The organism is Nocardia puris, from assembly GCF_036051655.1.
Lineage (GTDB): Bacteria > Actinomycetota > Actinomycetes > Mycobacteriales > Mycobacteriaceae > Nocardia > Nocardia puris.
The window spans coordinates 5,628,664-5,654,272 of the sequence record NZ_CP107943.1; the positions used below are offsets into that span (position 1 = coordinate 5,628,664).

19 protein-coding genes, 3 rRNA genes and 1 pseudogene are annotated in these 25,609 nt (G+C 67.8%); 15 read left to right on the forward strand and 8 right to left on the reverse strand.

The features are described 5' to 3' along the window. Positions 1-61 precede the first annotated feature (61 nt). A complete protein-coding gene (locus tag OHB21_RS25915; RefSeq protein WP_195125890.1) occupies positions 62-661 on the forward strand; it encodes a methyltransferase domain-containing protein in 600 nt (199 codons plus the stop codon). A 3-nt stretch (positions 662-664) separates the two neighbouring features. Here the strand turns inward: OHB21_RS25915 and rffA are convergent, their stop codons facing one another. Both rffA and OHB21_RS25925 read right to left on the reverse strand, forming a co-directional pair. Continuing rightward, complete coding sequence (gene rffA, locus OHB21_RS25920) at positions 665-1,804, reverse strand: dTDP-4-amino-4,6-dideoxygalactose transaminase (RefSeq protein WP_195125891.1); 1,140 nt, start codon at positions 1,802-1,804, stop codon at positions 665-667. After that, positions 1,794-2,819: a glycosyltransferase gene (locus OHB21_RS25925; RefSeq protein WP_228791455.1), complete on the reverse strand. Its 1,026-nt coding sequence runs from the start codon at positions 2,817-2,819 to the stop codon at positions 1,794-1,796. The genes rffA and OHB21_RS25925 overlap by 11 nt, the downstream gene beginning before the upstream one ends. Positions 2,820-3,066: 247 nt before the next feature. On the opposite strand from OHB21_RS25925, the gene OHB21_RS25930 reads away from it, so the two are divergent. From OHB21_RS25930 to OHB21_RS25940, 3 genes are all read left to right on the forward strand, one after another. After that, entirely contained in the window at positions 3,067-5,322 is a 2,256-nt protein-coding gene (locus tag OHB21_RS25930; protein WP_324192151.1) for a glycosyltransferase family protein, read from the forward strand. Positions 5,323-5,401: 79 nt separating this feature from the next. Continuing rightward, entirely contained in the window at positions 5,402-6,001 is a 600-nt protein-coding gene (locus tag OHB21_RS25935; RefSeq protein WP_195125893.1) for a GtrA family protein, read from the forward strand. Between the two features lie 10 nt (positions 6,002-6,011). Further along, positions 6,012-6,245, forward strand: coding sequence for a Trm112 family protein (locus OHB21_RS25940; RefSeq protein ID WP_067506478.1), 234 nt, complete (start codon positions 6,012-6,014; stop codon positions 6,243-6,245). On the opposite strand, the gene OHB21_RS25945 is transcribed toward OHB21_RS25940, so the two are convergent. The 3 genes from OHB21_RS25945 to OHB21_RS25955 all read right to left on the reverse strand — a co-directional run bounded on the left by OHB21_RS25945 (position 6,220) and on the right by OHB21_RS25955 (position 8,787). Further along, positions 6,220-6,897: a TetR/AcrR family transcriptional regulator gene (locus OHB21_RS25945; RefSeq protein ID WP_067506472.1), complete on the reverse strand. Its 678-nt coding sequence runs from the start codon at positions 6,895-6,897 to the stop codon at positions 6,220-6,222. The two genes, OHB21_RS25940 and OHB21_RS25945, sit on opposite strands and share 26 nt — an antisense overlap. A gap of 400 nt (positions 6,898-7,297) precedes the next feature. Beyond that, positions 7,298-8,059 carry an ABC transporter permease gene (locus tag OHB21_RS25950; protein ID WP_195125894.1) on the reverse strand — a complete coding sequence of 254 codons (762 nt, stop codon included), beginning with the start codon at positions 8,057-8,059 and terminating at the stop codon, positions 7,298-7,300. Continuing rightward, positions 8,056-8,787, reverse strand: coding sequence for an ABC transporter ATP-binding protein (locus OHB21_RS25955; RefSeq protein WP_067506465.1), 732 nt, complete (start codon positions 8,785-8,787; stop codon positions 8,056-8,058). The genes OHB21_RS25950 and OHB21_RS25955 overlap by 4 nt, the downstream gene beginning before the upstream one ends. A gap of 105 nt (positions 8,788-8,892) precedes the next feature. Here OHB21_RS25955 and OHB21_RS25960 point away from each other — a divergent pair, with 105 nt between their 5' ends. The 11 genes and pseudogenes from OHB21_RS25960 (at position 8,893) to recN (ending at position 24,235) form a co-directional block, all read left to right on the forward strand. Next, positions 8,893-9,519: a DNA-3-methyladenine glycosylase gene (locus OHB21_RS25960; RefSeq protein WP_084537445.1), complete on the forward strand. Its 627-nt coding sequence runs from the start codon at positions 8,893-8,895 to the stop codon at positions 9,517-9,519. A gap of 398 nt (positions 9,520-9,917) precedes the next feature. Continuing rightward, positions 9,918-11,210: a tyrosine--tRNA ligase gene (tyrS, locus tag OHB21_RS25965; RefSeq protein ID WP_067506462.1), complete on the forward strand. Its 1,293-nt coding sequence runs from the start codon at positions 9,918-9,920 to the stop codon at positions 11,208-11,210. Between the two features lie 529 nt (positions 11,211-11,739). Continuing rightward, positions 11,740-13,258, forward strand: a 16S ribosomal RNA gene (locus tag OHB21_RS25970). A gap of 335 nt (positions 13,259-13,593) precedes the next feature. Then, positions 13,594-16,705: ribosomal RNA gene (locus tag OHB21_RS25975) — 23S ribosomal RNA — on the forward strand. A 101-nt stretch (positions 16,706-16,806) separates the two neighbouring features. After that, positions 16,807-16,923, forward strand: a 5S ribosomal RNA gene (gene rrf, locus OHB21_RS25980). The 16S, 23S and 5S rRNA genes sit together here, the layout of an rRNA operon. A gap of 869 nt (positions 16,924-17,792) precedes the next feature. After that, positions 17,793-18,770, forward strand: a pseudogene (locus tag OHB21_RS25990) (tetratricopeptide repeat protein); the annotation flags it as partial. A 717-nt stretch (positions 18,771-19,487) separates the two neighbouring features. Then, on the forward strand, positions 19,488-20,369 hold the full coding sequence (locus tag OHB21_RS25995; RefSeq protein ID WP_195126316.1) for an HAD-IIA family hydrolase: 882 nt from the start codon (positions 19,488-19,490) through the stop codon (positions 20,367-20,369). A gap of 13 nt (positions 20,370-20,382) precedes the next feature. Then, positions 20,383-20,685, forward strand: a complete 303-nt coding sequence (locus tag OHB21_RS26000) for a hypothetical protein (RefSeq protein WP_195126311.1) — start codon at positions 20,383-20,385, stop codon at positions 20,683-20,685. Between the two features lies 1 nt (position 20,686). Beyond that, a complete protein-coding gene (locus tag OHB21_RS26005; RefSeq protein WP_067511510.1) occupies positions 20,687-21,508 on the forward strand; it encodes a TlyA family RNA methyltransferase in 822 nt (273 codons plus the stop codon). Further along, positions 21,505-22,482 (forward strand): NAD kinase, encoded by a 978-nt coding sequence (locus tag OHB21_RS26010; protein WP_067511509.1) that lies wholly within the window; start codon positions 21,505-21,507, stop codon positions 22,480-22,482. The genes OHB21_RS26005 and OHB21_RS26010 overlap by 4 nt, the downstream gene beginning before the upstream one ends. After that, positions 22,460-24,235, forward strand: a complete 1,776-nt coding sequence (recN, locus tag OHB21_RS26015) for a DNA repair protein RecN (protein ID WP_195126310.1) — start codon at positions 22,460-22,462, stop codon at positions 24,233-24,235. Before OHB21_RS26010 ends, recN begins: the two co-directional genes overlap by 23 nt. A gap of 44 nt (positions 24,236-24,279) precedes the next feature. Here recN and OHB21_RS26020 read toward each other — a convergent pair whose 3' ends face one another. The 3 genes from OHB21_RS26020 to OHB21_RS26030 form a co-directional block, all read right to left on the reverse strand. After that, on the reverse strand, positions 24,280-24,705 hold the full coding sequence (locus OHB21_RS26020) for an SRPBCC family protein (protein ID WP_067511507.1): 426 nt from the start codon (positions 24,703-24,705) through the stop codon (positions 24,280-24,282). 94 nt (positions 24,706-24,799) lie between these two features. Then, the gene (locus tag OHB21_RS26025; protein ID WP_067511506.1) at positions 24,800-25,024 is read right to left on the reverse strand and encodes a lipopolysaccharide assembly protein LapA domain-containing protein; all 225 of its coding nucleotides are present in this window, start codon (positions 25,022-25,024) and stop codon (positions 24,800-24,802) included. A gap of 147 nt (positions 25,025-25,171) precedes the next feature. Then, positions 25,172-25,567, reverse strand: a complete 396-nt coding sequence (locus tag OHB21_RS26030) for a nuclear transport factor 2 family protein (protein WP_195126309.1) — start codon at positions 25,565-25,567, stop codon at positions 25,172-25,174. Positions 25,568-25,609 lie beyond the last annotated feature (42 nt).

Here is a 25,609-nt window from a genome sequence, read left to right on the forward strand (position 1 = left end):
GGCCTAGGTTGGACGCGGGCGTCCTCCGCGCCCGGTGTCCGACGAGCCAAGGGTCAGACGGGTGAGCACGAGCCTCGTTTATCGCAACCGCGCCGTGTACGAGCTGTTGATGCGCGGGCTCTACGGCCGGCATTACGCCGACCGGTACGGTGCGATCGCCGCTTTGGTGCCGGGCGGCGCCGAGGTGGTCGACGTATGTTCCGGCCCGGCAACCTTGTACACGCGCTATCTGCGCGCGCGGTCGGTGAACTACACCGGGCTGGATCTCAACGAGCGGTTCGTCGCGAACGTGAACCGTGCGGGCGGGCGCGGGCTGCTGTGGAACGTGCACGAGGATCGGCCGCTGCCCGCCGCCGATGTCGTGGTCATGCAGGCGAGCCTGTATCACTTCCTGCCCGACGCGGCGCCCGTAGTCGATCGGATGCTGGCCGCCGCGCGGGACCGGGTGATCGTCGCCGAACCGGTCCGCAACATGGCCACCAGCCGCAACCGCGTCGTCGCCGCCCTCGGCCGTCGCTTCACCGACGCCGGCGACGGCCCGCAGACCCGTCGCTTCACCGAATCGACCCTGGCCGAGTTCTTCGCGGGCTACGCCGGCCACGTCGTGCGTGACGAACCCATCGCGGGCGGGCGCGAGCGCCTGTACGTGCTCGAGCCCTGACCCCTACACCGTGAACGCGGTGACCGCCTCGACCACCCGGGCGACCTGGTCGTCGCGCAGAGCCGGCCACAGGGGGAGCCGCACGACGGTGGCGGAGAACTCAGCGCTGCGCACGCACGGATACGGCGTGCGGCCCAGTTTCAACCCGGCCGGGCTGGAGTCCAGCGGCACGTAGTGGAACGGCGCCGACACCCCGCGCTCGCGCAGGTGCGCGATGAGGTCGTCGCGGCGGGATTCGGTGGGCGTGCGCAGGTAGAACAGGTGCGCGGTGTGCTCGGCGCCGTCGAGGATCGTCATGAGCCGCACGTCGTTGCGGGCCGCCCAGTCGGCCAGTCCGGCCGCGTAGGCCTCCCACACCCGGTGCCTGCCGGACTGGATGGCGGCGAACTCGGTGAGCTGCGCGTCCAGGACGGCGGCGTTGAGTTCGCTCGGCAGATAGCTCGAACCGATGTCCTGCCAGGAATATTTGTCCACCGCGCCGCGCAGGAAACGGGCGCGGTCGGTGCCCTTCTCCCGGATGATCTCCGCGCGCGCCATCAGGATCTCGTCGGTGAGCAGCAGCGCGCCGCCCTCGCCGCAGTGCACATTCTTCGTGTCGTGGAAGCTGAGCGTGCCCATGGTGCCGAGCGTGCCGAGCGGCCGTCCCCGCCAGCGGCCGCCGAGTCCGTGCGCGTTGTCCTCGATGATCGCGAAGCCGTGCTGGGCCGCGAGCGCGAGCAGCGCGTCCATATCGGCGGCGACACCGCCGTAGTGCATGACCACCACGGCCTTGGTCTTGTCCGTGAGCACCTGCGCGACCGACTCCGAGTCCACATTGCCGGTGTCGAGGTCGATGTCCGCGAACACCACCGTCGCCCCGCGCACCGCCATCGAGATGGCCGCGGAGGTGAACGTGAAGCTCGGGACGATCACCTCGTCGTCGGGGCCGATCTCCAGCAGCAGCCCCGCCATCTCGAGCGCGGCCGTGCACGAGGTGGTGAGCAGCGCGTGCGGCGCCTCGGTGATCGCTTTGAGCTTCGCCGTGGCCGCCGCCGTGAACCGGCCGTCGCCGTGGCTGTGGTCGCTCGCCAGCACGGCCTCGAGGTTGGCGAGTTCGTCGCGCGCGCGATACGGACGACTGAACAGCACACGGTCATCTGTCACGGTTCTCGGTCCCCCCGGCGACGGAAGTGGTCAGATCCTCCTGCGACACCGGGCGTGGGCGCGGCGAATCCACAGTCAGGTACAACGGTTTGCCGACGAGGATGTGCAATGCCACCCCCAGGTATTCCGCGATGAGTCCGAGCGAGAAAAGGATCGCGCCCGAGCACAGCAACAGCACCACGATGATCGAAGCCCAGCCCTCCGGCGCCCAATCGTCGGTGGTGAGTGCCGAGTAGATGACCACACCGGCGATGATCGCGCCGATCGCGGCGAGAGTCACGCCGAGCATGCTGACCAGCCGCAGTCCGCGAGTGCCGGTGCACAGCACCATCTTCCAGAACAGCGAGAACAACCGGCGGTAGTTGTACCCCGACTCCTCGCGGCCCTCGGCCCGCAACTTCACCGGCGCCTGCGCGACCGAGTCCACCACCCAGGTCAGCGCGACATCGAGGTACACGCCGTTCGACGCCACATCGGCGAGCTGACGGCCGATATCGCCGCGGATCAACCGGTAGGACTCGAAGCGGGTCGAATCGGGGAAGGCGAACACGGTGGCCAGCACCACCTTCGCGCCCCGCGAGGTGAGGTTGCGCAGGAAGCCGTGCGGGCGGGTGTTGGTCGGGCGCGAGTACACCAGGTCGGCGCGTTCGGCGAGCGCGGTGTCGAGGAAGGCGGCGAGGAACCGCGGATCGTGCTGACCGTCCTCGTCCATGGTGACGATCCAGTCGGCGCGCGCCGCCGACATGCCCGCGATCGTTGCCGCGTCCTGGCCGAAATTGCGGCTCAGCCACAGCGGGCGGACCACGTCGTACTCGCGCGCCAGCTCCTGCATCACCACATCGGAGCGATCCGGGCCGTGGTCGTGGACCAGGATGATCTCCTCGACCACGAACAGCGCCCCGCCCGGCGTCCGCGCGGGTTCGGTGAACCGCACCAGTTCGGCGACGAGGCCGCGGATCGTGTGCTCGCCCCGGTACACCGGCACCACGACGGAGATGCCGTGCGGGCGGTCCATCCCCGCGACGGACCGATCGGTGCGCGCGACGGACTCCGACCGCGGGGGACGTGCTGGGTGAATCGGCATCAGCTGGATCGACTTTCGAAGATGGTGCTTGCCTGTGCCGTCCGGAGAACGGCGGAACCCGAGAAGGCGTGAACTGTATCACGAACCGTCCAGGCTGCTATCGCTGCCAGCATCCCCACAGCATGCGCGCGTAGGGGTCGAAGTCGAGCGTCTCGGCGGGCGGTAGTGTCTCGCTCTCGTGAGCGACAGTGCAGTGCTCGCCGCGCGCACGCCCGCGCGGCGGGACGTCTACCGGTGGGGTGTCATCACGGCTTTCGGTGTGGTCGCCGGGTATCTCGCCGTGCTCTTGGCGAATCCGCGGCACTACTTCACCGACGACACCGAATCCCAGTACACGGGTCTGTGGGTGGGGCTCGGCCGCGCGCTGCGCGAGGGACGGTTCCCGGCGATGGTGCCCGAGGGGTGGCAGTCGGGCAACAACACCATGGACGACGCGGGCCTGTTCAACCCGCCGCAGCTGCTGATCGACCTGCTCGCGCCGTCGATGGACAACCTCGCGCTCTACGCGACGCTGGTGAAGCTGGTCTTCTCGATCATCGCCGCGCTCGGCGTGTACCGGATCTGCCTGGCCTACGGCGGCCGCCCGGCCTGGGCGGCGGTCGCCGGTGTGGCGTTCCCGCTCTCGGGGTTCTTCCTGTTCTTCGACGAGGCCAGCTGGATGACCGCGCTCACCGGCACCGCCTGGTTCGTGCACGCGTGGGCCTCGGCGCTGGCCTATGTGCGGGGCGGTGCGCGCACCGGGAAGCTTTTCGTGGCGGGCGGCCCGATCCCGGTCTTCGTGTTCCTGTATCTGACGATCTCGACGCAGTACATCTTCCCGGCCGTGGAGGCGGCGCTGATGCTGGTCGCGGTCGCGATCGGCGAGATCATCTACCGTCGCGCGTGGTTGCCGGTGGCGCGGCTGACCGCGGTGGCGGTGTGCGCGGGCCTGGCCGGTCTGCTGACCTTCCTGCCCAGCATCCTGTCGGCGCACGTCACCTGGCGCGGCACCTCCGATATCGTGAACGACCAGTTCCTCACCGTGCCCTGGTCGGAATCGCTCAACGCGAGCCTGCCGAGCACCATGCCCGCGTTCACCTCCTGGTGGGGGTACGTGCAGCCGATGCCGGTGGTCTATATCGCGTGGTTCCTGATCCCGGCGCTGGCGTTCGTGGACTGGAGCCGGGCGCGCACCGCGTGGCGGGAGCTGAGTTCGGCGGCGGTGTTCACCGCGATCATCCTCATGTGGTCGGCCGGGCCCGGCACGATCGGTCCGCTGCGCTGGCCGGTGCGGTTGCTGCCGATGCTGGCGATCGCGCTGCTGGTGCTGGTGTGCGTGTCGCTCGGGCGTTTCGGCACGTTCGGTGACACGCGGCGGCGCGGCCTCGCGGCCGGGCTGTTGATCCTGGCGTTGCTGGTGCGGTCGATGTCGGCCGATCCGCACGCCAGCGCCGGGCACGTGGTGTCGGCGGTCGCCGTCGCGGCGCTCGGGGCGGGCGTGGTGTGGCTGTGGCGCGAGCGTGGTGTCGCGGCGGCCTGCGCGCTGACCATCGCCGCGATGTTTCCGATCGCGTTTTTCCAGGTACGGGCCGCCCAGCCCACGCCGATGTCGTGGGAGCTGCCCGCGAATCGGGCCGAGGCGAGGGCGAAGTTCCCCGACTTCCCGGGCACCACACTGCAACTCGCCGAGCGCGGGCTCATCCAGAACGACCGCAGTCTCGACGGCGCGTACGGCTCGCTGGTCTTCGGCAACTACGCCGAGAGCCTCGAGCTGAACTACGTCAACGGCTACACACCGACGGGCTACTACTACTTCGGCGAGATGCTGTGCATGCGCTGGGACAGCAGCGTCTGCCCCGACGCCTACCGCCGCGTGTTCGCCCCCGAACCCGCCACCGGCAGGCCGCCGGTCGATCTGATGAACATCGACCGCGTCGTCCTGCACACGGCGTTGTTCCCCGGCGTCCGCGAACAGCCCGCCCCCGAGGGCTGGAAGTGGGTGGACTACCCGGGCCACGAGCGGTTCATCGCGGTGCTCGAACGCGTCGGGGGCCCGGTGTCGATGACGAACGGCCGCATCTCCCACACCGACGATGTCACCGCCACGTCCCTGTCGGAGAGCGACAGCACCAGCCGCGTGCGGGTCACCTCCGAGCGCGGCGGCCAGGTGGTGTTCTCCCGCCTCGGCTGGCCCGGCTACCGCGCGACGTTGAACGGCGCACCCGTGCCGATCACGACCGTCGCCAAAACGTTCGTGGCCGTGGACATCCCGCCCGGCACCGACGCCGAACTCGTCCTGACCTGGCGCCCGCCCGGCTGGAAGATCGGCCTGGCCGCCATGGGCGCGGGCGTCGCGGGGCTCGGCGTGCTCCAGTGGATGTACATCCGGACGCGTCGGCGCGACGACGAGACGCCGCCCGCGCCGGAGCGCGAGTTGGCGAAGGCGGACGCATGACGGACAGGATCGCCGCCGCGTCGTCGGGCCCACGGGACGGATACGTGCGCGGGCCGCGTCTGCCACGGACGTCGGCGTGATGAGCAGTCCGTCCGGCCACGACGAGCCAGGCAGGTCCGGCGTGGAAACCGCCGGTGGTGCGGACGTCCGGCTCCGCACCGGCGACGATGTTCGCGCGGCCGGGACGTCGGCTGCGGCACAAACATTCGCCGCGACGGGAGAATCCGCCACCGAGTCCGCCCAGCCCGGCCCGCTCGTACGCCTGTTCCGCCGCCAGGAGGTGGCGTTCGCGCTGGTCGGCGCGTTCAACACGGTGTTCGGGATGGCGCTGGCGATCCTGTGGCTGACGGTGCTGCCCGAACACTCCTGGACGCCGCTGGTCGCCGTGCCGCTGGCCTACGCGATCGGGGTGACCACCGCGTTCGTGCTGCACCGCACCCTGGTGTTCCGAGTGCGCGGGCACGTGCTGCGCGATTTCGCCGGGTTCGTGGCCGTCAACTCCGGCGGGCTGGTGCTGAACACCGGGCTGCTGTACCTGGCCGTCTCGGTGTTCGGGTTGCCCGCGCGCCCCTCGGCGGTCGTGGTGATGGGTGTGGTGGCGGTGGCGAGTTTCTTCGGGCACCGGCACATCTCGTTCCGCCGTCGCCCGGCCGTCGAAGCCGGGTCCGGCCTCCGGTAGGTTCTCGATCATGCCGGAGGAAACCGCACTGGACGCGACCCTGCTCGACCTGCTGGCCTGCCCACAGGACAAGGGCCCGCTGCTGCTGGTCCGCGACGACGCGGGCGCCGCGCTGCTCTACAACCCGCGCCTGCGCCGCGCCTACCCGATCGAGAACGGCATCCCGGTGCTGCTCACCGACGAGGCGCGCGACGTCACCGACGCCGAGCACACCGCGTTCACGGCGCAGCACCCGGGGGAGTGACCGGCGGGTCGCCGGGGAGGTTGCCGCTCGGAGTGACCGCCGCCTCGCCGGTGATGTCGCCGGTCAGGTAGCGCTGCAGCGTCGGCCCGACGGCCGCGGCCAGCTCGGGTAACGGCATCGACGCCACCGGCTCGATGCCCATGATCTTGCGCGCCACCAGGATTCCCATCATCTGCGAGGCCGCCAGCGCGACGCGGGCGCGTCCGTCGTCGTCGGGGGTCGCGATCCGCTTGCGCACCCGTTCCAGGATCACTTCCAGGACGAACGTGCGCCCCAGCGCGAGTTCGTCACCGGTCAGGATGCTGCGCACCAGCGCGACCACGCCGGGACCCAGGGGAGAATCCCACACGCCGACAATGGAACTCACGATCGTATCGCCGAGCCGGTCGATCGGCACGTCGTCGATGATCCGCAGCGTCGCCTCGGGATCGAACGGCAGCTCCACCACCGCCGTGAACAGCTGCTGCTTGGTGCCGAAATAGTGGTGCACCAGCGCTGGGTCCACGCCCGCGTCCGCGGCGATCGCGCGGATCGAGGTCTTGTCGAAACCCGTCTCCGAGAACCGTTCCCGCGCCGCCGCGAGAATCGACTCGCGCGCGTCGGACCGGCCGGGCCGCCGCCCCGACCGCCCTTTCCGCTCCGCCGCGCTCACACCCGGACCCTACCGCTGATTTCCGGCCTCGCCCCGCGCGGCGCCGGCCCCGAGCCGACCGTCCTGATCGGGGGCGCGTCCCTCGGACGCGATCGCGGATGTCACCCGCGCCGCTGATCGAGGCGGGCGCCGGCCCGCGCGACGCACGTGATTTCCTCGCCGCCTCTTCATGGCCGTCATCCGCCACCATCGGACGCCGATCTCACCGACGGTCCGTTGCGGTGCACGGTGCGCAGCGCCGACATGCGACACGTAGGGGCGCAGGTGTCCGCGTTTCTGCCCGTCACCGTACGGGCGAGCGGGGCACCGGCGCGGGGGCCGCACATCGAGTTCCACCTGCTGTGCGGCTCGCGCGCGGCTGGGGTGCGGTCCGGCGAAACTCGCACTTGCCCAACTCTTTTCATGTGGTTCTCCGACGCAGAGTTGCCGCTCCCAGCACCAGCGCGACCACCGCGAACGCCGCAACGATCGCGATATCGCGCCACATCCGCCCGGTCGGCTCACTGTTCACCGACACCTCGTACAGCGCGTCGACCGCGTAGCTGAGCGGCATCACATCGCTCACCGGCTGCAACCAGCCCGGCAGCTCGTCGCGGGGAACGAGCAAGCCGCACAGGAAGATCTGCGGCGCGACCACCAGCGGCATGAACTGCACCGCCTGGAATTCGGTGCGCGCGAACGCGCTCGCCAGCAGGCCGAGCGCGACACCGCAGATGGCGTCGACCACCGCGATGAGCACCACCCACACCGGGCTGCCCGCCGCCTCGAGCCCCAGCAGTCCGAACGACACCAGACAGGCCACGATCGCCTGCGCCGCCGCGGCCAGCGAGAACGCCGTGCCGTACCCGCCGAGCAGATCCAGCTTGGACAGCGGGGTGGTGAGCAGCCGCTCCAACGTGCCCGAGGTACGTTCGCGCTGCATGGCGATCGCCGTGATGAGGAACATGACGATGAACGGCAGGATGCCGAGCATGCTGATGCCCACCCGGTCGAACAGGCTCAGCGGGGCGTGCGGGTAGTCCGGCGCCTCCGAGTAGATGAAATACAACAGCACCATGAGCAGGGCCGGGACCACGAGAATCATGGCGACGGTGCGATGGTCGTTGCGCAGCTGGCGCAGGATGCGTCCGGTGGTGGCCGTGTAGGGCCGCAGCGTCGTCATGCCGCCTCTCCCATCGTGATCAAGGTGAGGAACGCGCGTTCCAAGTTGTCCTCGCCGGTGCGCGCCCGCAGTTCGGCGGGGCTGAGCTGGGCGAGCAGGCGGCCCTCACGCATCAGCAGCAGCCGGTCGCAGTGCTCGGCCTCGTCCATGACGTGGCTCGAGACCAGCAGTGTGGTGCCGCCCGCGGCGAGCTCGCGGAACTGCTTCCACAGGTCGACCCGCAGCACCGGGTCCAGCCCGACGGTCGGCTCGTCCAGAATGAGCACCTCGGGCTCGGCGACCAGCGCGCACGCCAGCGACACCCGCGTCTTCTGCCCGCCGGACAGCGCGTCGCCGCGATTGCCCGCGTGCTCCCGGAGCCCGACCGCGTCGATGGCGCGGTCGGTGGCGGACCGGTCACGCCCGTAGAGCGCGGCGTAGTAGGCGACGTTCTCGCGCACGCTGATGTCGGAGTAGATGCTCGGCGACTGCGTGACGTAGCCGATCCGCCTGCGCAGCGCGGCCGCGCCCGCGGGCAGACCGAGCGCGACGACCTCGCCGGACGCCACGATCTGGGTCCCCACGACGGCCCGCATGAACGTGGTCTTCCCGCATCCGGACGGCCCGAGCAGTCCGGTGATCGAACCGCGCGGGATGGTCAGCGAGATATCGGTGAGTACTTCGCGTCTCCCGCGCCGGACCGTCAGGTTCCGGACCTCGACCGCCGGGGAATCCCCTGGTAGCGACATGGCCGCCTCAATTCATCGAGTGTTGAATTCACTGTGTGATGAATTTAGCGCGTGCGGCCGCGCGGGACAAGGGCGCCGCCCGTGTCCGGAACCCGCTCGGGAAGAATGTCCACCGTGTCGGTCGAGGAACTCGTGGTGGAACCACCCGCCGCCGCGCGCCGCCTGCTCGGGTCGGTCTTGCGCGCGGGACCCGTAGCGCTGCGGATCGTGGAGGTCGAGGCGTACGGCGGTGATCCGGCGGGACCGTGGCCCGATCCGGCGTCGCACTCCGGGCGCGGTCGCACCAAACGCAACGCCGTGATGTTCGGCCCGGCCGGATTCCTCTACGTGTATCTCAGCTACGGAATGCACACCTGCCTGAACGTCACCAGCGGTCCCGACGGCACCGCGAGCGCGGTGCTGCTGCGCGCGGGGGAGGTGGTGGAAGGTCTCGACGTGGTGCGCGCCCGCCGTCCGGCTGCCCGCTCCGACGCCGACTTGGCAAGGGGACCAGGCAATCTCGGCACCGCCATGGGCATCACACTCGACGACTACGGCACCCCGCTGTTCGATCCGCACGCACCCATCCGCCTGGAGCTCAACGGTGCCCTCGACCCGGCGCTCGTCGCGAGCGGCCCCCGGGTCGGCGTCAGCACGGCGGCCGACCGGCCCTGGCGATTCTGGTTGCCGGCCTCGCCGGCGGTGTCGGCCTACCGTCGCAGCCCGCGCGCGCCGAGCGCGGCCGCGTCGTAGCCGGTCGCGTTCGCTCGCTCGGCCGCTGCTCAGCGGTTCCTTTCGGGGTATCGCCCGCGCTCATGTGCGCCCAGCGCGGCCCTGTGGTCCTAGCCGGTCGCGTTCGAGTCCGTGTGCTCGGCCGCTGCGCGCTGCCCCATTCGGTCGAGCGCACGCGGTGCGCGCGCTTGCCCGACCATGTCGTAGGTCGGCCGCTGTCCAGCCCGCTCACCCGGCTGTCATTCAGGTGTTCTGTCTGGTGACCCGCGTGATCCCCCGGCCTCGAGTTCCACCTTTCATGCCCGTGGTGAATCTCAGGCCGCGGGGGAGGGCCGACTCGCCGGTATCCGACTGCCGATCACCCCGCGGCGGGTGGCCTGCGAAAAAGGGTTTGGCGGGATGCGGAAAGATGGACCGACGTGAGCGGCGACATCATCGATGAACTGACCTGGCGCGGACTCATCGCGCAGTCCACCGACCTCGACGCCCTGCGGGCGGCGGCGGCCGAGGGACCGCTGACCCTGTACGCGGGCTTCGACCCCACTGCGGCCAGTCTGCACGCCGGGCACCTCGTGCCGCTGCTCGCGCTCAAGCGCTTCCAGCGCGCGGGGCACCGGCCCATCGTCCTGGCGGGCGGCGCCACCGGACTCATCGGTGACCCCCGCGACGTGGGCGAACGCACCATGAACTCCACCGACACGGTCGCCGAATGGGCGGGCCGCATCCGTTCGCAGCTGGAGCGCTTCGTCGACATCGACGATTCGCCCACCGGCGCGGTGATCGTGAACAACATGGACTGGACGGGTCCGCTCGGCGTGGTCGACTTCCTGCGCGACATCGGCAAGCACTTCTCGGTGAACGTGATGCTGGCCCGCGACACGGTGAAGCGGCGGCTGGACGGCGACGGCATCTCCTACACCGAGTTCAGCTACATGCTGTTGCAGGCCAACGACTACCTGCAGCTGCGCCGCGAGTACGGCTGCCGGCTGCAGGTCGGCGGCTCCGATCAGTGGGGCAACATCATCGCCGGCGTCGAACTGAACCGGCGGGTCGACGGTGAATCCGTGCACGCGCTCACGGTGCCGCTGGTGACCTCCGCCGACGGCAAGAAGTTCGGCAAGTCCACCGGCGGCGGCAGCCTCTGGCTCGATCCCGAGCTCACCAGTCCCTACGCCTGGTACCAGTACTTCGTGAACACCGCCGACGCCGACGTGGTGCGCTACCTGCGGTGGTTCACCTTCCTGGACCGCGAGGAACTCGACGAACTCGAGCGCGCCACCGCCGAACGCCCGCACGCGCGGGAAGCGCAGCGCAAGCTCGCGGCCGAGATGACCACCTTGGTCCACGGCGAAGCGAACACCCACGCGGTGCAGCTCGCCAGCCAGGCGCTGTTCGGGCGCGGCGAACTCCGCGACCTGGACGAAGCCACCCTCGGCGCGGCCCTGCGCGAAGCCGCCGTGGACGGCAAGGTCGCCGAGGTCGGGCCGGGCTCGCCGGCCACGATCGTGGACCTGCTCGTGGAGACGGGCCTGTGCGAGAGCCGCGGCGCGGCCCGCCGCACGGTGAACGAGGGCGGGGCGTCGGTGAACAACCAGAAGGTTTCCGACCTCGAATGGACCCCCGGCGACGGCGACTACCTGCACGGACAGTGGCTGGTGGTGCGGCGCGGCAAGCGCAATATCGCGGGCGTGCTGCGGTCCGGGAGAAGTTGATCTTGGTGTCTTGGGTCACATTCGTGTGGCCCAAGCCCGTTTCTGGCCCCGGCCCAAGCCTCTGACCTGCGGAATCACATGCGTGTAGTGCGGATTTGACGTCGCGTTCCCCGCCGCGTAACTTATTCAACGTCAGAGCGACACGGACACCGACCCGGAGCCGAGACGCCGAGCCGAGAGGCTGGGCGGGGTAGCGGGAAACGAGGTAGGACGGGGAGCGCCTGATCGTCAGCGGGATCACACGATCGAGCGGCTTGACTTCGCCAGGGGCTGTGGTTAGGCTGGAAAAGTTGCCTCTCTGAAGTACCGGGTGATTCTGGTGTGGATGGGTGTGCGTGTGTTCTTTGAGAACTCAATAGTGTGTCGATGAATGTCAGTGCCAAATTTTTTTGGTTGCCGGCCTGCTTCCACCCCCGTGGGGTGGGTCGGACATTTGAAGTCAGCTATTTTCCGGCTGGCGATTGTTTTGCTAGGTTTTCGGACTCTAGTTTAGATCTGATTGCACCCTTTGGGGTGTGGTTGTGAGTCTTCAACGGAGAGTTTGATCCTGGCTCAGGACGAACGCTGGCGGCGTGCTTAACACATGCAAGTCGAGCGGTAAGGCCCTTCGGGGTACACGAGCGGCGAACGGGTGAGTAACACGTGGGTGATCTGCCCTGCACTCTGGGATAAGCCTGGGAAACTGGGTCTAATACCGGATATGACCTCTGGTTGCATGACCGGGGGTGGAAAGATTTATCGGTGCAGGATGGGCCCGCGGCCTATCAGCTTGTTGGTGGGGTAATGGCCTACCAAGGCGACGACGGGTAGCCGGCCTGAGAGGGCGACCGGCCACACTGGGACTGAGACACGGCCCAGACTCCTACGGGAGGCAGCAGTGGGGAATATTGCACAATGGGCGGAAGCCTGATGCAGCGACGCCGCGTGAGGGATGACGGCCTTCGGGTTGTAAACCTCTTTCGACAGGGACGAAGCGCAAGTGACGGTACCTGTAGAAGAAGCACCGGCCAACTACGTGCCAGCAGCCGCGGTAATACGTAGGGTGCGAGCGTTGTCCGGAATTACTGGGCGTAAAGAGCTTGTAGGCGGCTTGTCGCGTCGATCGTGAAAACTTGGGGCTCAACCCCAAGCTTGCGGTCGATACGGGCAGGCTTGAGTACTGCAGGGGAGACTGGAATTCCTGGTGTAGCGGTGAAATGCGCAGATATCAGGAGGAACACCGGTGGCGAAGGCGGGTCTCTGGGCAGTAACTGACGCTGAGAAGCGAAAGCGTGGGTAGCGAACAGGATTAGATACCCTGGTAGTCCACGCCGTAAACGGTGGGCGCTAGGTGTGGGTTTCCTTCCACGGGATCCGTGCCGTAGCTAACGCATTAAGCGCCCCGCCTGGGGAGTACGGCCGCAAGGCTAAAACTCAAAGGAATTGACGGGGGCCCGCACAAGCGGCGGAGCATGTGGATTAATTCGATGCAACGCGAAGAACCTTACCTGGGTTTGACATACACCGGAAACCTGCAGAGATGTAGGCCCCCTTGTGGTCGGTGTACAGGTGGTGCATGGCTGTCGTCAGCTCGTGTCGTGAGATGTTGGGTTAAGTCCCGCAACGAGCGCAACCCTTGTCCTGTGTTGCCAGCAAGTGATGTTGGGGACTCGCAGGAGACTGCCGGGGTCAACTCGGAGGAAGGTGGGGACGACGTCAAGTCATCATGCCCCTTATGTCCAGGGCTTCACACATGCTACAATGGCCGGTACAGAGGGCTGCGATACCGTGAGGTGGAGCGAATCCCTTAAAGCCGGTCTCAGTTCGGATCGGGGTCTGCAACTCGACCCCGTGAAGTTGGAGTCGCTAGTAATCGCAGATCAGCAACGCTGCGGTGAATACGTTCCCGGGCCTTGTACACACCGCCCGTCACGTCATGAAAGTCGGTAACACCCGAAGCCGGTGGCCCAACCCCTTGTGGGAGGGAGCCGTCGAAGGTGGGATCGGCGATTGGGACGAAGTCGTAACAAGGTAGCCGTACCGGAAGGTGCGGCTGGATCACCTCCTTTCTAAGGAGCACTTCTCCATGGTCTCTTCGAAGAGTCGAAGAGGGTTGTGGCAGAGGCCATTTCGAGAGCGAATGTTTCTCGGTGGTTGCTCATGGGTGGAACGCTGACATGCGCCCCGGTGTGGCCGGCAGCCTGTGTGCTGTGGGTTCGGGGATGTAGTCGACACACTGTTGGGTCCTGAAAGAACAGGCGTTCTTTCCAGGCAAGATAACGACGAGGCTGAATCTTCAGTTCATACCGGCTTCGACTCTTTCGGGGGTTGGGGTGCTGGTGCTGGTCAGGGTTTGGTTTTGTGTGTTGTTTGAGAACTGCACAGTGGACGCGAGCATCTTTGTTTGTAAGTGTTTAAGAGCGTTCGGTGGATGCCTTGGCACCAGGAGCCGATGAAGGACGTAGGAGGCTGCGATAAGCCTCGGGGAGCTGTCAACCGAGCTGAGATCCGAGGATTTCCGAATGGGGAAACCCGGCACGAGTGATGTCGTGTCACCCGCATCTGAATATATAGGGTGTGTGGAGGGAACGTGGGGAAGTGAAACATCTCAGTACCCACAGGAAGAGAAAACAATAGTGATTCCGTGAGTAGTGGCGAGCGAAAGCGGATGAGGCTAAACCATGCGTGTGTGATAGACGGCAGTCGTTGCGCGTGTGGGGTTGTGGGGTTCATCTTCTTCTCACTGCCGTGAGGAGCATGAGTGAGAAACCGTTGTGTTAGCTGAAGTGGTCTGGGACGGCCGACCGTAGACGGTGAGAGTCCGGTAAGCGAAAACTCGACGGCTCATGTGGTGAATACCCGAGTAGCAGCGGGCCCGTGAAATCTGCTGTGAATCTGCCGGGACCACCCGGTAAGCCTGAATACTACCTGGTGACCGATAGCGGACTAGTACCGTGAGGGAAAGGTGAAAAGTACCCCGGGAGGGGAGTGAAATAGTACCTGAAACCGTGCGCTTACAATCCGTCAGAGCCTCTTTGTGGGGTGATGGCGTGCCTTTTGAAGAATGAGCCTGCGAGTCATTGGTGTGTGGCGAGGTTAACCCGTGTGGGGTAGCCGTAGCGAAAGCGAGTCCGAATAGGGCGTTTGAGTCGCATGTCATGGACCCGAAGCGGAGTGATCTACCCATGGCCAGGGTGAAGCGACGGTAAGACGTCGTGGAGGCCCGAACCCACTTAGGTTGAAAACTGAGGGGATGAGCTGTGGGTAGGGGTGAAAGGCCAATCAAACTCCGTGATAGCTGGTTCTCCCCGAAATGCATTTAGGTGCAGCGTCACGTGTTTCACGCCGGAGGTAGAGCTACTGGATGGCCTAGGGGGCCTACAAGCTTACCGAAGTCAGCCAAACTCCGAATGCCGGTGTGTGAGAGCGTGGCAGTGAGACTGCGGGGGATAAGCTTCGTAGTCGAGAGGGAAACAGCCCAGATCGCCGGCTAAGGCCCCTAAGCGTGTACTAAGTGGAAAAGGATGTGGGGTCGCGAAGACAACCAGGAGGTTGGCTTAGAAGCAGCCACCCTTGAAAGAGTGCGTAATAGCTCACTGGTCAAGTGATCCTGCGCCGACAATGTAGCGGGGCTCAAGTACACCGCCGAAGCCGCGGCACTCAGACATGTACATTCCCCTTTTTGGGGCAGTGGTCTGGGTGGGTAGGGGAGCGTCGTGTAGCCAGGGAAGCGACGGGGTGACCTAGTTGTGGAGGCTGCGCGAGTGAGAATGCAGGCATGAGTAGCGAAAGACGAGTGAGAAACTCGTCCGCCGAATGACCAAGGGTTCCTGGGCCAGGTTAATCCGCCCAGGGTGAGTCGGGACCTAAGGCGAGGCCGACAGGCGTAGTCGATGGACAACGGGTTGATATTCCCGTACCCGTGTATCCGCGCCCAATGGTGAATCCATGGTGCTAACCGCCCAAATCCCAATAGACCACCTTCGGGTGGCTGGCGGGGGCTGCGCGGGACCCCTGTGGTAGTAGTCAAGCGATGGGGTGACGCAGGAAGGTAGCTGGGCCCGGTGGTGGATTACCGGGTGTAAGCCTGTAGGGCGTTGTGTAGGCAAATCCGCACAGCATGTGCCTGAGAGGTGATGCGTAGCCGATTGAGGTGAATTCAGTGATCCTATGCTGCCGAGAAAAGCCTCTAGTGAGTTGGTACACGGCCCGTACCCCAAACCGACACAGGTGGTCAGGTAGAGAATACCGAGGCGATCGAGAGAACTGTGGTTAAGGAACTCGGCAAAATGCCCCCGTAACTTCGGGAGAAGGGGGACCACGCCTGGTGATGAGTCTTGCACTCGGAGCTGGGGGTGGTCGCAGAGACCAGAGAGAAGCGACTGTTTACTAAAAACACAGGTCCGTGCGAAGTCGTAAGACGATGTATACGGACTGACGCCTGCCCGGTGCCGGAAGGTTAAGAGGACCGGTTAGCGCCCTTCGGGGTGCGAAGCTGAGAATTTAAGCCCCGGTAAACGGCGGTGGTAACTATAACCATCCTAAGGTAGCGAAATTCCTTGTCGGGTAAGTTCCGACCTGCACGAATGGCGTAACGACTTCTCTGCTGTCTCAACCACAGACTCGGCGAAATTGCATTACGAGTAAAGATGCTCGTTACGCGCGGCAGGACGAAAAGACCCCGGGACCTTCACTATAGCTTGGTATTGGTGTTCGGTACGGTTTGTGTAGGATAGGTGGGAGACTGTGAAGCGGGCACGCCAGTGTTCGTGGAGTCGTCGTTGAAATACCACTCTGGTCGTATTGGACTTCTAACCTCGGGCCATGATCTGGTTCAGGGACAGTGCCTGGTGGGTAGTTTAACTGGGGCGGTTGCCTCCTAAAGTGTAACGGAGGCGCCCAAAGGTTCCCTCAGCCTGGTTGGCAATCAGGTGTTGAGTGTAAGTGCACAAGGGAGCTTGACTGTGAGACTGACGGGTCGAGCAGGGACGAAAGTCGGGACTAGTGATCCGGCACCGGCATGTGGAAGCGGTGTCGCTCAACGGATAAAAGGTACCCCGGGGATAACAGGCTGATCTTCCCCAAGAGTCCATATCGACGGGATGGTTTGGCACCTCGATGTCGGCTCGTCGCATCCTGGGGCTGGAGTAGGTCCCAAGGGTTGGGCTGTTCGCCCATTAAAGCGGCACGCGAGCTGGGTTTAGAACGTCGTGAGACAGTTCGGTCTCTATCCGCCGCGCGCGTCAGAAACTTGTGGAAGGCTGTCCCTAGTACGAGAGGACCGGGACGGACGAACCTCTGGTGTGCCAGTTGTCCTGCCAAGGGCACTGCTGGTTGGCTACGTTCGGAAGGGATAACCGCTGAAAGCATCTAAGCGGGAAGCCTGTTCCAAGATGAGGTTTCTCACCCACTCGATGGGTTAAGGCCCCCTACAGACCATGGGGTTGATAGGCCAGAACTGGAAGCGCAGTAATGTGTGTAGGTGACTGGTACTAATAGGCCGAGGGCTTACTGACGAAGGTGTTACGCGTCCACTGTGCGGTATCTGAAACAACACACAACCCCCGTTCTCGACCCGTGAGGGTTCGAGTGGTGGGTGTGGATAGTTTCATAGTGTTACGGCGGTTATAGCGGTGGGGAAACGCCCGGACCCATTCCGAACCCGGAAGCTAAGGCCACCAGCGCCGATGGTACTGCACTCGACAGGGTGTGGGAGAGTAGGACACCGCCGGACAATTGTTCACGATAGGGGACCCAGAGATGGGTCCCCTATCGTCGTTTGGGCACCTTGCGGTGTCCGAACCAGGCCGCGTCCGTGCTCCGCCACCCCGCGCGTGCCACAATCTGTGCAAGTCGAACACCATCGAACACCCTGCGGGGACTCAGAAAGGGACCACCGTGTCGGAACACAACGACGGCCGGAAGCCATTCCGGCGGAGCGCTTCCGCCCCCGGCCGGCGCGACGCCGGAGCCGATCGACCGTCACGCGGCACCGGTGACAACCCGCGCGGCGGCTTCCAGCGCCGCGGTGACTCCGACGACCGGGGTGGATTCCGCGGCCGGAGCGAATCCGGCGACCGTGGTGGTTTCAAGGGCCGCGAATCCGGTGATCGTGGTGGTTTCCGTGGTCGAGACGATTCGAGTGACCGCGGTGGGTACCGCGGCCGCAGCGACTCGGGCGACCGCGGGGGATTCAAAGGTCGGAGTGATTCCGGCGACCGTGGCTACCGCGGGCGCGACGACTCCGGCGATCGAAGCTTCAAGGGCCGCAGCGATTCCGGTGACCGCGGCTTCAAGGGCCGCGGATCGGATGATCGTGGTGGTTTCAAGGGCCGCGGTGATTCCGGTGGTTTCAAGGGCCGTAGCGGCTCCGATGACCGTGGTGGTTTCAAGGGTCGCGGTGGCGACTCCGGCTCACGCGGATACGGGGCCGGTGAAGGCTCGGGTGGCGGCTACCAGCGTCGTGAGGGCTCGGGGGAGCGTGGCGGATTCAAACGCCGCGACGACTTCGAGCGCGGCGGACAGCGTCGTGACTTCGACCGAGGCGGCGACTCCGGCGCTCGACGCGACGCCGATCGCGGTGAGTCTCGTGACCGGCGTGATTCCGATCGCGGCGACTCGCGCGAGCGCCGTGACTTCGATCGTGGCGGCGATTCCCGTGAGCGGCGCGGAGACGACCGGGGTGATTCCGGGGAGCGGCGCGGCTACCAAGGCCGCGACGACTCGGGTGATCGCGGTGGTTTCCGTCGCGGCGGCGACCGGCCCGCGCGTTCCGGTGAAGGACGAGACTTCCAGCGCGGTGAGTCCGGCGAGCGCCGCGACCACGCCGGTCCGGACCGCAGGCGTGGCGGCGAAGGCGCCCGCGCGGGTGGTGGCCGGTCGATGGACCGCAAGCCGCCGCGCCCCGAGGAACCGGATCTGCCGGACGACGTGCAAGCCTCCGATCTGGACCCGGCCGTCCGCCGCGACCTGCTGAGCCTGGACAAGGGCAACGCCGAGACCGTCGCTCGCCACCTGGTGATGGCGGTGGACCTGGTCGACGACGACCCGCGACTCGCGCTGGCGCACGCGCGTGCCGCCCGGCAGCGCGCCGGACGCATCGCCGTGGTCCGTGAGACCGCCGGTGTGGTGGCGTACCACGCGGGAGAGTGGGCAGAAGCGCTGTCCGAACTGCGCACCGCGCGCCGGATGTCCGGCGGCTCCGGCCTGCTCGCCGTGATGGCCGACTGCGAACGCGGCCTCGGCCGCCCCGAACGCGCCATCGAACTCGGCCGTAGCGACGAGGCCCGCGCCTTGAAGGGCGACGAGGCCACCGAACTGCGCATCGTGGTCGCGGGCGCCCGCATGGACCTCGGCCAGTACGACCAGGCCGTCGTCACCTTGCAGACCTCCGATCTCGACCCCGCGCGCACCGGCTCCTCGGCCGCCCGCCTCTTCTACGCCTACGCCGACGCCCTGGTCGCCGCGGGCCGCACCGACGAGGGCCTGCAATGGTTCCTCAACGCGGCCTCCGCCGACCTCGACGGCGAGACCGACGCCGAAGAACGCGCCGCCGAACTCACCGGCGAATCGGACGCCTGACCGCCTGCGCCGTCACTCGCTCCCGCGTGGTCGGGGCGTGAGTGCGCGGCGTCCGGTCCGCCGTACTCTCGAGGTCGGCGGGTCGGTGTCTGCCCGGGCGAATCGGCGCCGATCGCCCGCGTAGGCGCTCGCCGCGTGGGCGAAGTGAGTGCGCGGCGTCTGGGCTGCGGTACCTTCTCGACGTCGGTGGTTGCCCTGGCGAACCGGCCGGCCCGCCAGCTGCGTCCTTTCGCCCGCGTGGTCGAGGTGTGAGCGGGACGACATGAGGCTCTCGGCGTGGGTGGGTCGCTGTCCGCTGGCCTGGCGAATCGGACACCTGATCGTCCGAGTCGTCACGCTGCCTCGAGTGATCGAGCGTGAGCACCGGACGGCCGGGCTGCTGAAGCTCTCGACGTCGGCGGGCCGCTGTTCGCTCGTCTTGGCGAATCGGCCTGCCCGCCCGGTGCGTCGCTTACGCCCGTGTGGTCGAAGCGTGAGCGCGACGTGACGCTCTCGGCAAAGGCGGTCTTCGTCTGCTCGCCCTATGGAATTGCTCACGTGGCGAAGGGTTTTCGCGGACCGGAAGACGCGGTTTCGCGCGCAGGGGTGGGTTGTGTCGGTGCGCTGACGTAGGGTCTAGTCCTCGGCGGTGTGCCGGGGTGGCATCCGCGCGGTTCGGGTGGGCGGCGCATGGGCGTCGCGGCCGGCGGATGCGGGACTACGCGAGGTGGGAGAGTGGTGGATCGGCTACGGGATCGATACGGAGCCCTGCTGCTGGACCTGGACGGCACGCTGTACCGGGGTCCGGTGGTGGTCGACGGTGCGCCGGAGGCGCTGGCGGGCGGGGACGGGCAGCGGCTCGTCTACGTCACCAATAACGCCAGCCGCGGTCCCGGCGCGGTCGCCGCGCACCTGGCGGAACTGGGCTACCCGGCCACGACCGACGATGTCGTGACCAGCGCGCAGGCCGCCGCCCGACTGCTCGCCGAACGGCTCGCGCCCGGCGCGGACGTTCTGGTCGTCGGTACCGACGACCTGGTGGCCGAGGTGGACGCCGTCGGCCTGCGGCCCGTGCGGCGCTTCAACGGCGTCGTCCCCGCCGCCGTGGTGCAGGGCCACTCCCCGCAGACGGCGTGGCCCGACCTGGCCGAAGCCGCCTACGCCTTGCGCGCCGACGCCCTGTGGGTCGCCGCCAACACCGACCGCACCCTGCCCAACGAACGCGGCCTCGCCCCCGGCAACGGTTCGATGGTCGCCGCGCTGCGCGCCGCCTCCGACCGGGAACCCCTCGTCGCGGGCAAGCCGTACGCGCCGCTGCTCGAGGACGCGCTCACCCGCGCCGGCACCCGCGCGGCGCTGGTGGTGGGCGACCGCCTCGACACCGATATCGAAGGGGCCTGGCGCGTCGGCCTGGACTCCCTGCTCGTCCTCACGGGCGTGAGCACCCTCGAGGAGCTCGCCACCGCCCCCGACGAGCGGATTCCCACCTACGTCGCCGAATCCCTCGACGCGCTCAACCACCCGCCCGCCGACGACGCCGAGGGCGCGCTCGCCGACCGCTTGCGCCGCAACCCCGGCCGGGCGGTGACGGTGCGGGCGTCCCGTTCCGACATCGGATAGCGTTGACACCACGATGACTACTCCGACGCCCCGCCCGCACGGCCCGGGAACACCCGGGTCCGGCCCGCACGCGCCCCGCCCGGGCGCACCGCTGCCCGGTCAGCACCTGCCGGGTGCGCAGGGCCGCCCGGAGCCCGCCGACCCAGACCGCGTGCGCGCCGAGATCGACGAGCTGCTGGCCGAGCTGAACGCGGGCCGCACGAGCGCATCGCCGGAGAGCGCCGAAGCGGGCACCGACATCACGCGCCGCGCTCACATCCTGGAGCAGGCGCACGACGTGCTGGTCCGCGCCCTCGCCACGGTGGACAAGATCTGAGGTGGCCAGGCGCGCGCGAGTGGACGCCGAACTCGTACGCCGCGGGTTGGCGCGATCGCGCGAACACGCGGTCGAGCTGATCGGCGCGGGTCGGGTCCTGATATCTGGAACCGTCGCCACCAAACCCGCGACCGCCGTCGAGGCGGGCACGCCGTTGGTGGTGCGCACCGAGCCCGACGAGGTCCGCTGGGCCTCGCGCGGCGCCCACAAGCTGCTGGGCGCGCTGGCGAAGTTCGGGCCGGAGGGCGTCTCGGCCGACGGGAAACGCTGCCTGGACGCGGGCGCCTCGACCGGCGGGTTCACCGACGTGCTGCTCAGCGAGGGCGCGCGCGAGGTGGTGGCGGTCGACGTCGGCTACGGCCAGCTGGTGTGGCGGTTGCAGAGCGACGAGCGGGTGCGCGTATTCGACCGCACCAACGTCCGCACTCTCACGCCCGAACTCATCGGCGGCACCGTCGATCTCGTGGTCGGCGATCTGTCGTTCATCTCCCTCACCCTGGTGCTGCCCGCGCTCGCGGCCTGCGCCGCCGACGGCGCCGATCTGCTGCCGATGGTGAAACCGCAGTTCGAGGTCGGCAAGGAGCGCGTGGGTTCCGGTGGCGTGGTGCGTGATCCGGCGCTGCGCGCCGAGGCGGTGCGCACCGTGGCCCGGGTCGCGGCCGAGCACGGCCTGCGCGCGCTGGGCGCGGTCGCCAGCCCGCTGCCGGGGCCCTCGGGCAATGTCGAATACTTCTTGTGGCTGCGCAAGACCGGGCAGAGCGAATACGACGACGAGCAGGTCGCGGCCCTCGTCGACCGGGCGGTTGAGGAGGGTCCACGGTGAACGCGCCGGTTTCCGGTGGCAGGGAGATCCTGCTCGTCTCGCACCCGGGCCGGGCCGAGATCATCGAGACCGCCCACCGGGTGGCGAAGATCTTCGCGGAGGCCGGTATCGGGTTGCGCGTGCTCGCCGACGAGGCGGGCAGCACGCGGTTCGATCCCGAACAGGACGCCGACGTGTCCGAACAGGGCGGCTACCCGGTGCGGGTGGTGGCCCACGACGACCGCGCGGCGGTCGGCTGCGAGATGGTGCTGGTCCTCGGCGGCGACGGCACCTTCCTGCGCGCCGCCGAATTGGCGCGGCCCGCGTCGGTGCCGGTGCTCGGAATCAACTTGGGGCGCATCGGTTTTCTCACCGAGGCCGAGGCCGAGCACCTGGACGAGGCGCTGGGCCAGGTGGTGCGCGGCGACTACAGCCTCGAAACCCGCATGACGATCGACCTGTCGGTCCGGGTGGACGACGAGGTGGTGGAGACCGGCTGGGCGTTGAACGAGGCCAGCATCGAGAACGCTTCGCGCATGGGCGTTCTGGAGGTGGTGCTCGAGGTGGACGGGCGGCCGGTGTCGGCGTTCGGCTGCGACGGCATCCTCATCGCCACCCCGACCGGGTCGACGGCGTACGCGTTCTCGGCGGGCGGGCCGGTGGTATGGCCGGAACTCGAGGCGCTGCTGGTGATTCCGAGCAACGCGCACGCGCTGTTCGCGCGGCCGCTGGTGACCAGCCCCGAATCCCGGATCGCGGTGGAATCGGTGGCCACGGGCCACGATGCGATAGTTTTCCTGGACGGCAGGCGCACCATGGCGCTGCCCAGCGGCGGCCGCGTGGAGGCCGTGCGCGGCGCCGAGCCGGTGCGCTGGGTGCGGCTGGATTCCGCGCCGTTCGCGGACCGGATGGTGCGCAAGTTCCAGCTGCCCGTGACCGGCTGGCGAGGCCGACGGCGAACGGAGAGCACACGTGCTGACAGAGATCAGGATTGACAGTCTCGGTGTCATATCCGCGGCCACCGCGCAGTTCCACGAGGGACTGACCGTCCTCACCGGGGAGACCGGCGCGGGCAAGACGATGGTCGTGACGAGCCTGCACCTGCTCAGCGGTGCGCGCGCCGACGCGGGCCGGGTGCGGCTCGGTGCGTCGCGCGCGGTGGTGGAGGGGCGGTTCACCGTCGACGAACTGAACGAGGCGGCGCGCGGCGAGGTGGCGCGGGTGCTGGAATCGTCGGCGGCCGAAGCCGACGACGACGGCAGCGTCATCGCGATCCGCACCGTCGGCGGCGACGGGCGTTCCCGCGCGCACCTGGGCGGGCGGGGTGTGCCCGCGTCGGTGCTGGCGGAGTTCACCGCGCCGCTGCTCACCGTGCACGGCCAGAACGATCAGCTGCGCCTGCAACGCCCCGAACAACAGTTGAACGCGCTCGACCAGTTCGCGGCCGACACCGTCGGCCCGCTGCTGCGCAAGTACCAGGTGCAGCGCCACGCCTGGCTCGACGCACGCAACGAACTGCTGGAGCGCACCGCGCGCAGCCGCGAACTGGCCCTCGAAGCCGACCGGCTCAAGCATTCGCTCCTCGAAATCGACGCCATCGCACCGGAACCCGGCGAAGACGCGCGGATCGTCGCCGAGGTGCGCAGGCTCAGCGATCTGGACTCGTTGCGCGAGGCCGCCGCCACCGCCCACGACGCGCTGTCCGGTCCGGCCGACACCCCGGAGGACGGTGCGGGTGCGCTGGAAATGCTCGGCGCGGCGCGGGCGCGCCTGGATTCGGCGGAGGATCCGGCGCTGGCCGCGCTGGCGCCCCGGCTCGGCGAGGCGATCGCCGTGGTCGTGGACCTCACCACCGAGCTCAGCGGCTACCTGTCGGACCTGCCGTCCGATCCCGGTGCGCTGGATTCGCTACTCACCCGGCAGGCCGAACTCAAGAGCCTCACCCGCAAGTACGCGCCCGATATCGACGGCGTGATCGCCTGGGCCGAGGAGGCGCGCTCCCGGCTGGACTCGCTCGACGTGTCCGAGGAGGCGCTCACCAAGCTCGCGGCCGAGGTCGAGGTCGCCGCCGAACGTGTGCGCGGCGCGGCCCGCAAGCTCACCGCGGCCCGCACCAAGGCGGCCGGGAAGCTGGCGGCGGCGGTCAGCGCCGAACTGGGCGGTCTCGCGATGGGCAAGGCGCGCTTGGAGGTTCAGGTGCGGCCGGTGCCCGCCGGCGCGCAGGACAGCGCGCCGCTCACCGTCGACGGTGTCGAACTGCACGCCGGGTCCTCGGGAGTCGACGAGGTCGAGTTCCGGCTGTCGGCGCATTCCGGCGCGCAGTCGCTGCCGTTGAGCAAGAGCGCGTCCGGCGGTGAACTCTCCCGGGTGATGCTGGCGCTGGAAGTGGTGCTGGCCAGTTCCGACCACGGCGCGACCATGGTGTTCGACGAGGTCGACGCCGGCGTCGGCGGCCGCGCGGCGGTGGAGATCGGGCGCAGGCTGGCCCGGCTGGCGCGCACCCACCAGGTGATCGTGGTGACCCACCTGCCGCAGGTGGCGGCGTTCGCGGACACGCACTTGGTGGTGAACAAGTCCGACGACGGCAAGGGCAAGGTCAACAGCGGCGTGCGGGCCCTCACCGACGAGGAGCGGGTGGTGGAGCTGGCGCGCATGCTGGCGGGGTTGGACGACACCGAGACCGGCCGCGCGCACGCCGAGGAACTGCTGGAGACGGCGCGCTCCGAACGCGCCGCCGTCCGAGCCTGAACACGCGAAAGCCCCCGTCGCGCGGGGGCTTTCGGGCATTCGGCTCAGTTGGTGAGCGCCTTCTGCGCGCCCTTGAGGAACTGGTTGATCAGGGTGCGCAGGCCGATCTCGAGCGCCTTGCCCGGCACCGGCAGGCTGGGCTCCGACTCCATCGTGTAGGAGACGTGCGTGCCGCCCTCGGTGTCGCGGAAGGTGACGGTGCCGACGTGGCGCTTGACCGGCGCGCCCTTGATGATCTGGTACTCCAGCTTCTCGCCGGGCACCAGCTCGGTGGTCTCCTCCACGAAACCGACGCCCTTCACACCGACCAGGTACTGGGCGCCGACGCCCGTCGGAGCGGTGGCGCCCGGCTTCTTCAGCGTGAAGTTGACGACGGGCAGGTACGGATTGATCCCGTCGCGTTCGATGAAGAACTTGTAGACGGCCTCGCGCGGTGCGGCGATGACGACGTCGACGGTGCTGGTGGCCATGCGTGGTCTCCTGTTCAGCTGTCTGTGACAGGAAGTGTATAGGTATCGGGTTCCACCGACGCGCGCTACGTCGCCTCGGTCACCGCGCCGCCGGTCAGCGGCGCTTGCGCATGGTGAGCACGCCCGCGAGCCAGCCGACGGCGAACATCGCGAGCAGGATCAGCCACATCGGTGACTGCACGCTGATCAGCAGGAACTCAATGGTGACCTTGGTGCGGTTCTCGATGACGAACACGATGGCCAGCACGGTGATGGCCAGGGCGGCCCACTGGGTGGGGGAGATGCGCGACAGGAACGAGCGGGATTCGGTGGTGCTCATCGGTGCGTCCTCTCTGCCGGCTGCCGTGACGACACACCGTCGTCGGGCTGATCCCGGCGACAGGGCCGTCGCGGAGTTCTTGCGAATCTAGCCGACCGCGCACGGCGGCACGGGCGGATCGCCCGCGCCGAGATCCGAACGCAATGCTCAGGCGGTGTTCGTCAGGTGCGTGAGCACGCACAGCCAGCGGCCCGCGCGGCGGACGAAGACATCCGTGGTCCACTCGTCGAGGTCGAACCGCTGGTCCTGCCAGTGCGCGGTGTTGCGCACCCGCACGCTGAGCACCGCCATGTCGCCGTACACGCGCACCCTCGGCTCGCCGACCCGGTCCATCATCGAATGGCTCAGCACACCGGACCGGACATTGTCGAGGAACCGGGTGCCCTCGTCGATCCCGTTCTGCCCCACGAACACCCAGTCGGGCGCCGCGAACGCCCCGATCCGCTCGGCATCGTTGTCCCGCAGCGCGACCAGCCATTCGTCATAGACCTGGATCAGCTCGCGCTCCACCGCCTCGTCCCGCACATCACTCGTCGTCGTCATACCCCGACGCTAGGCCGGACGCGCACGACCGCGCTTGGAGAA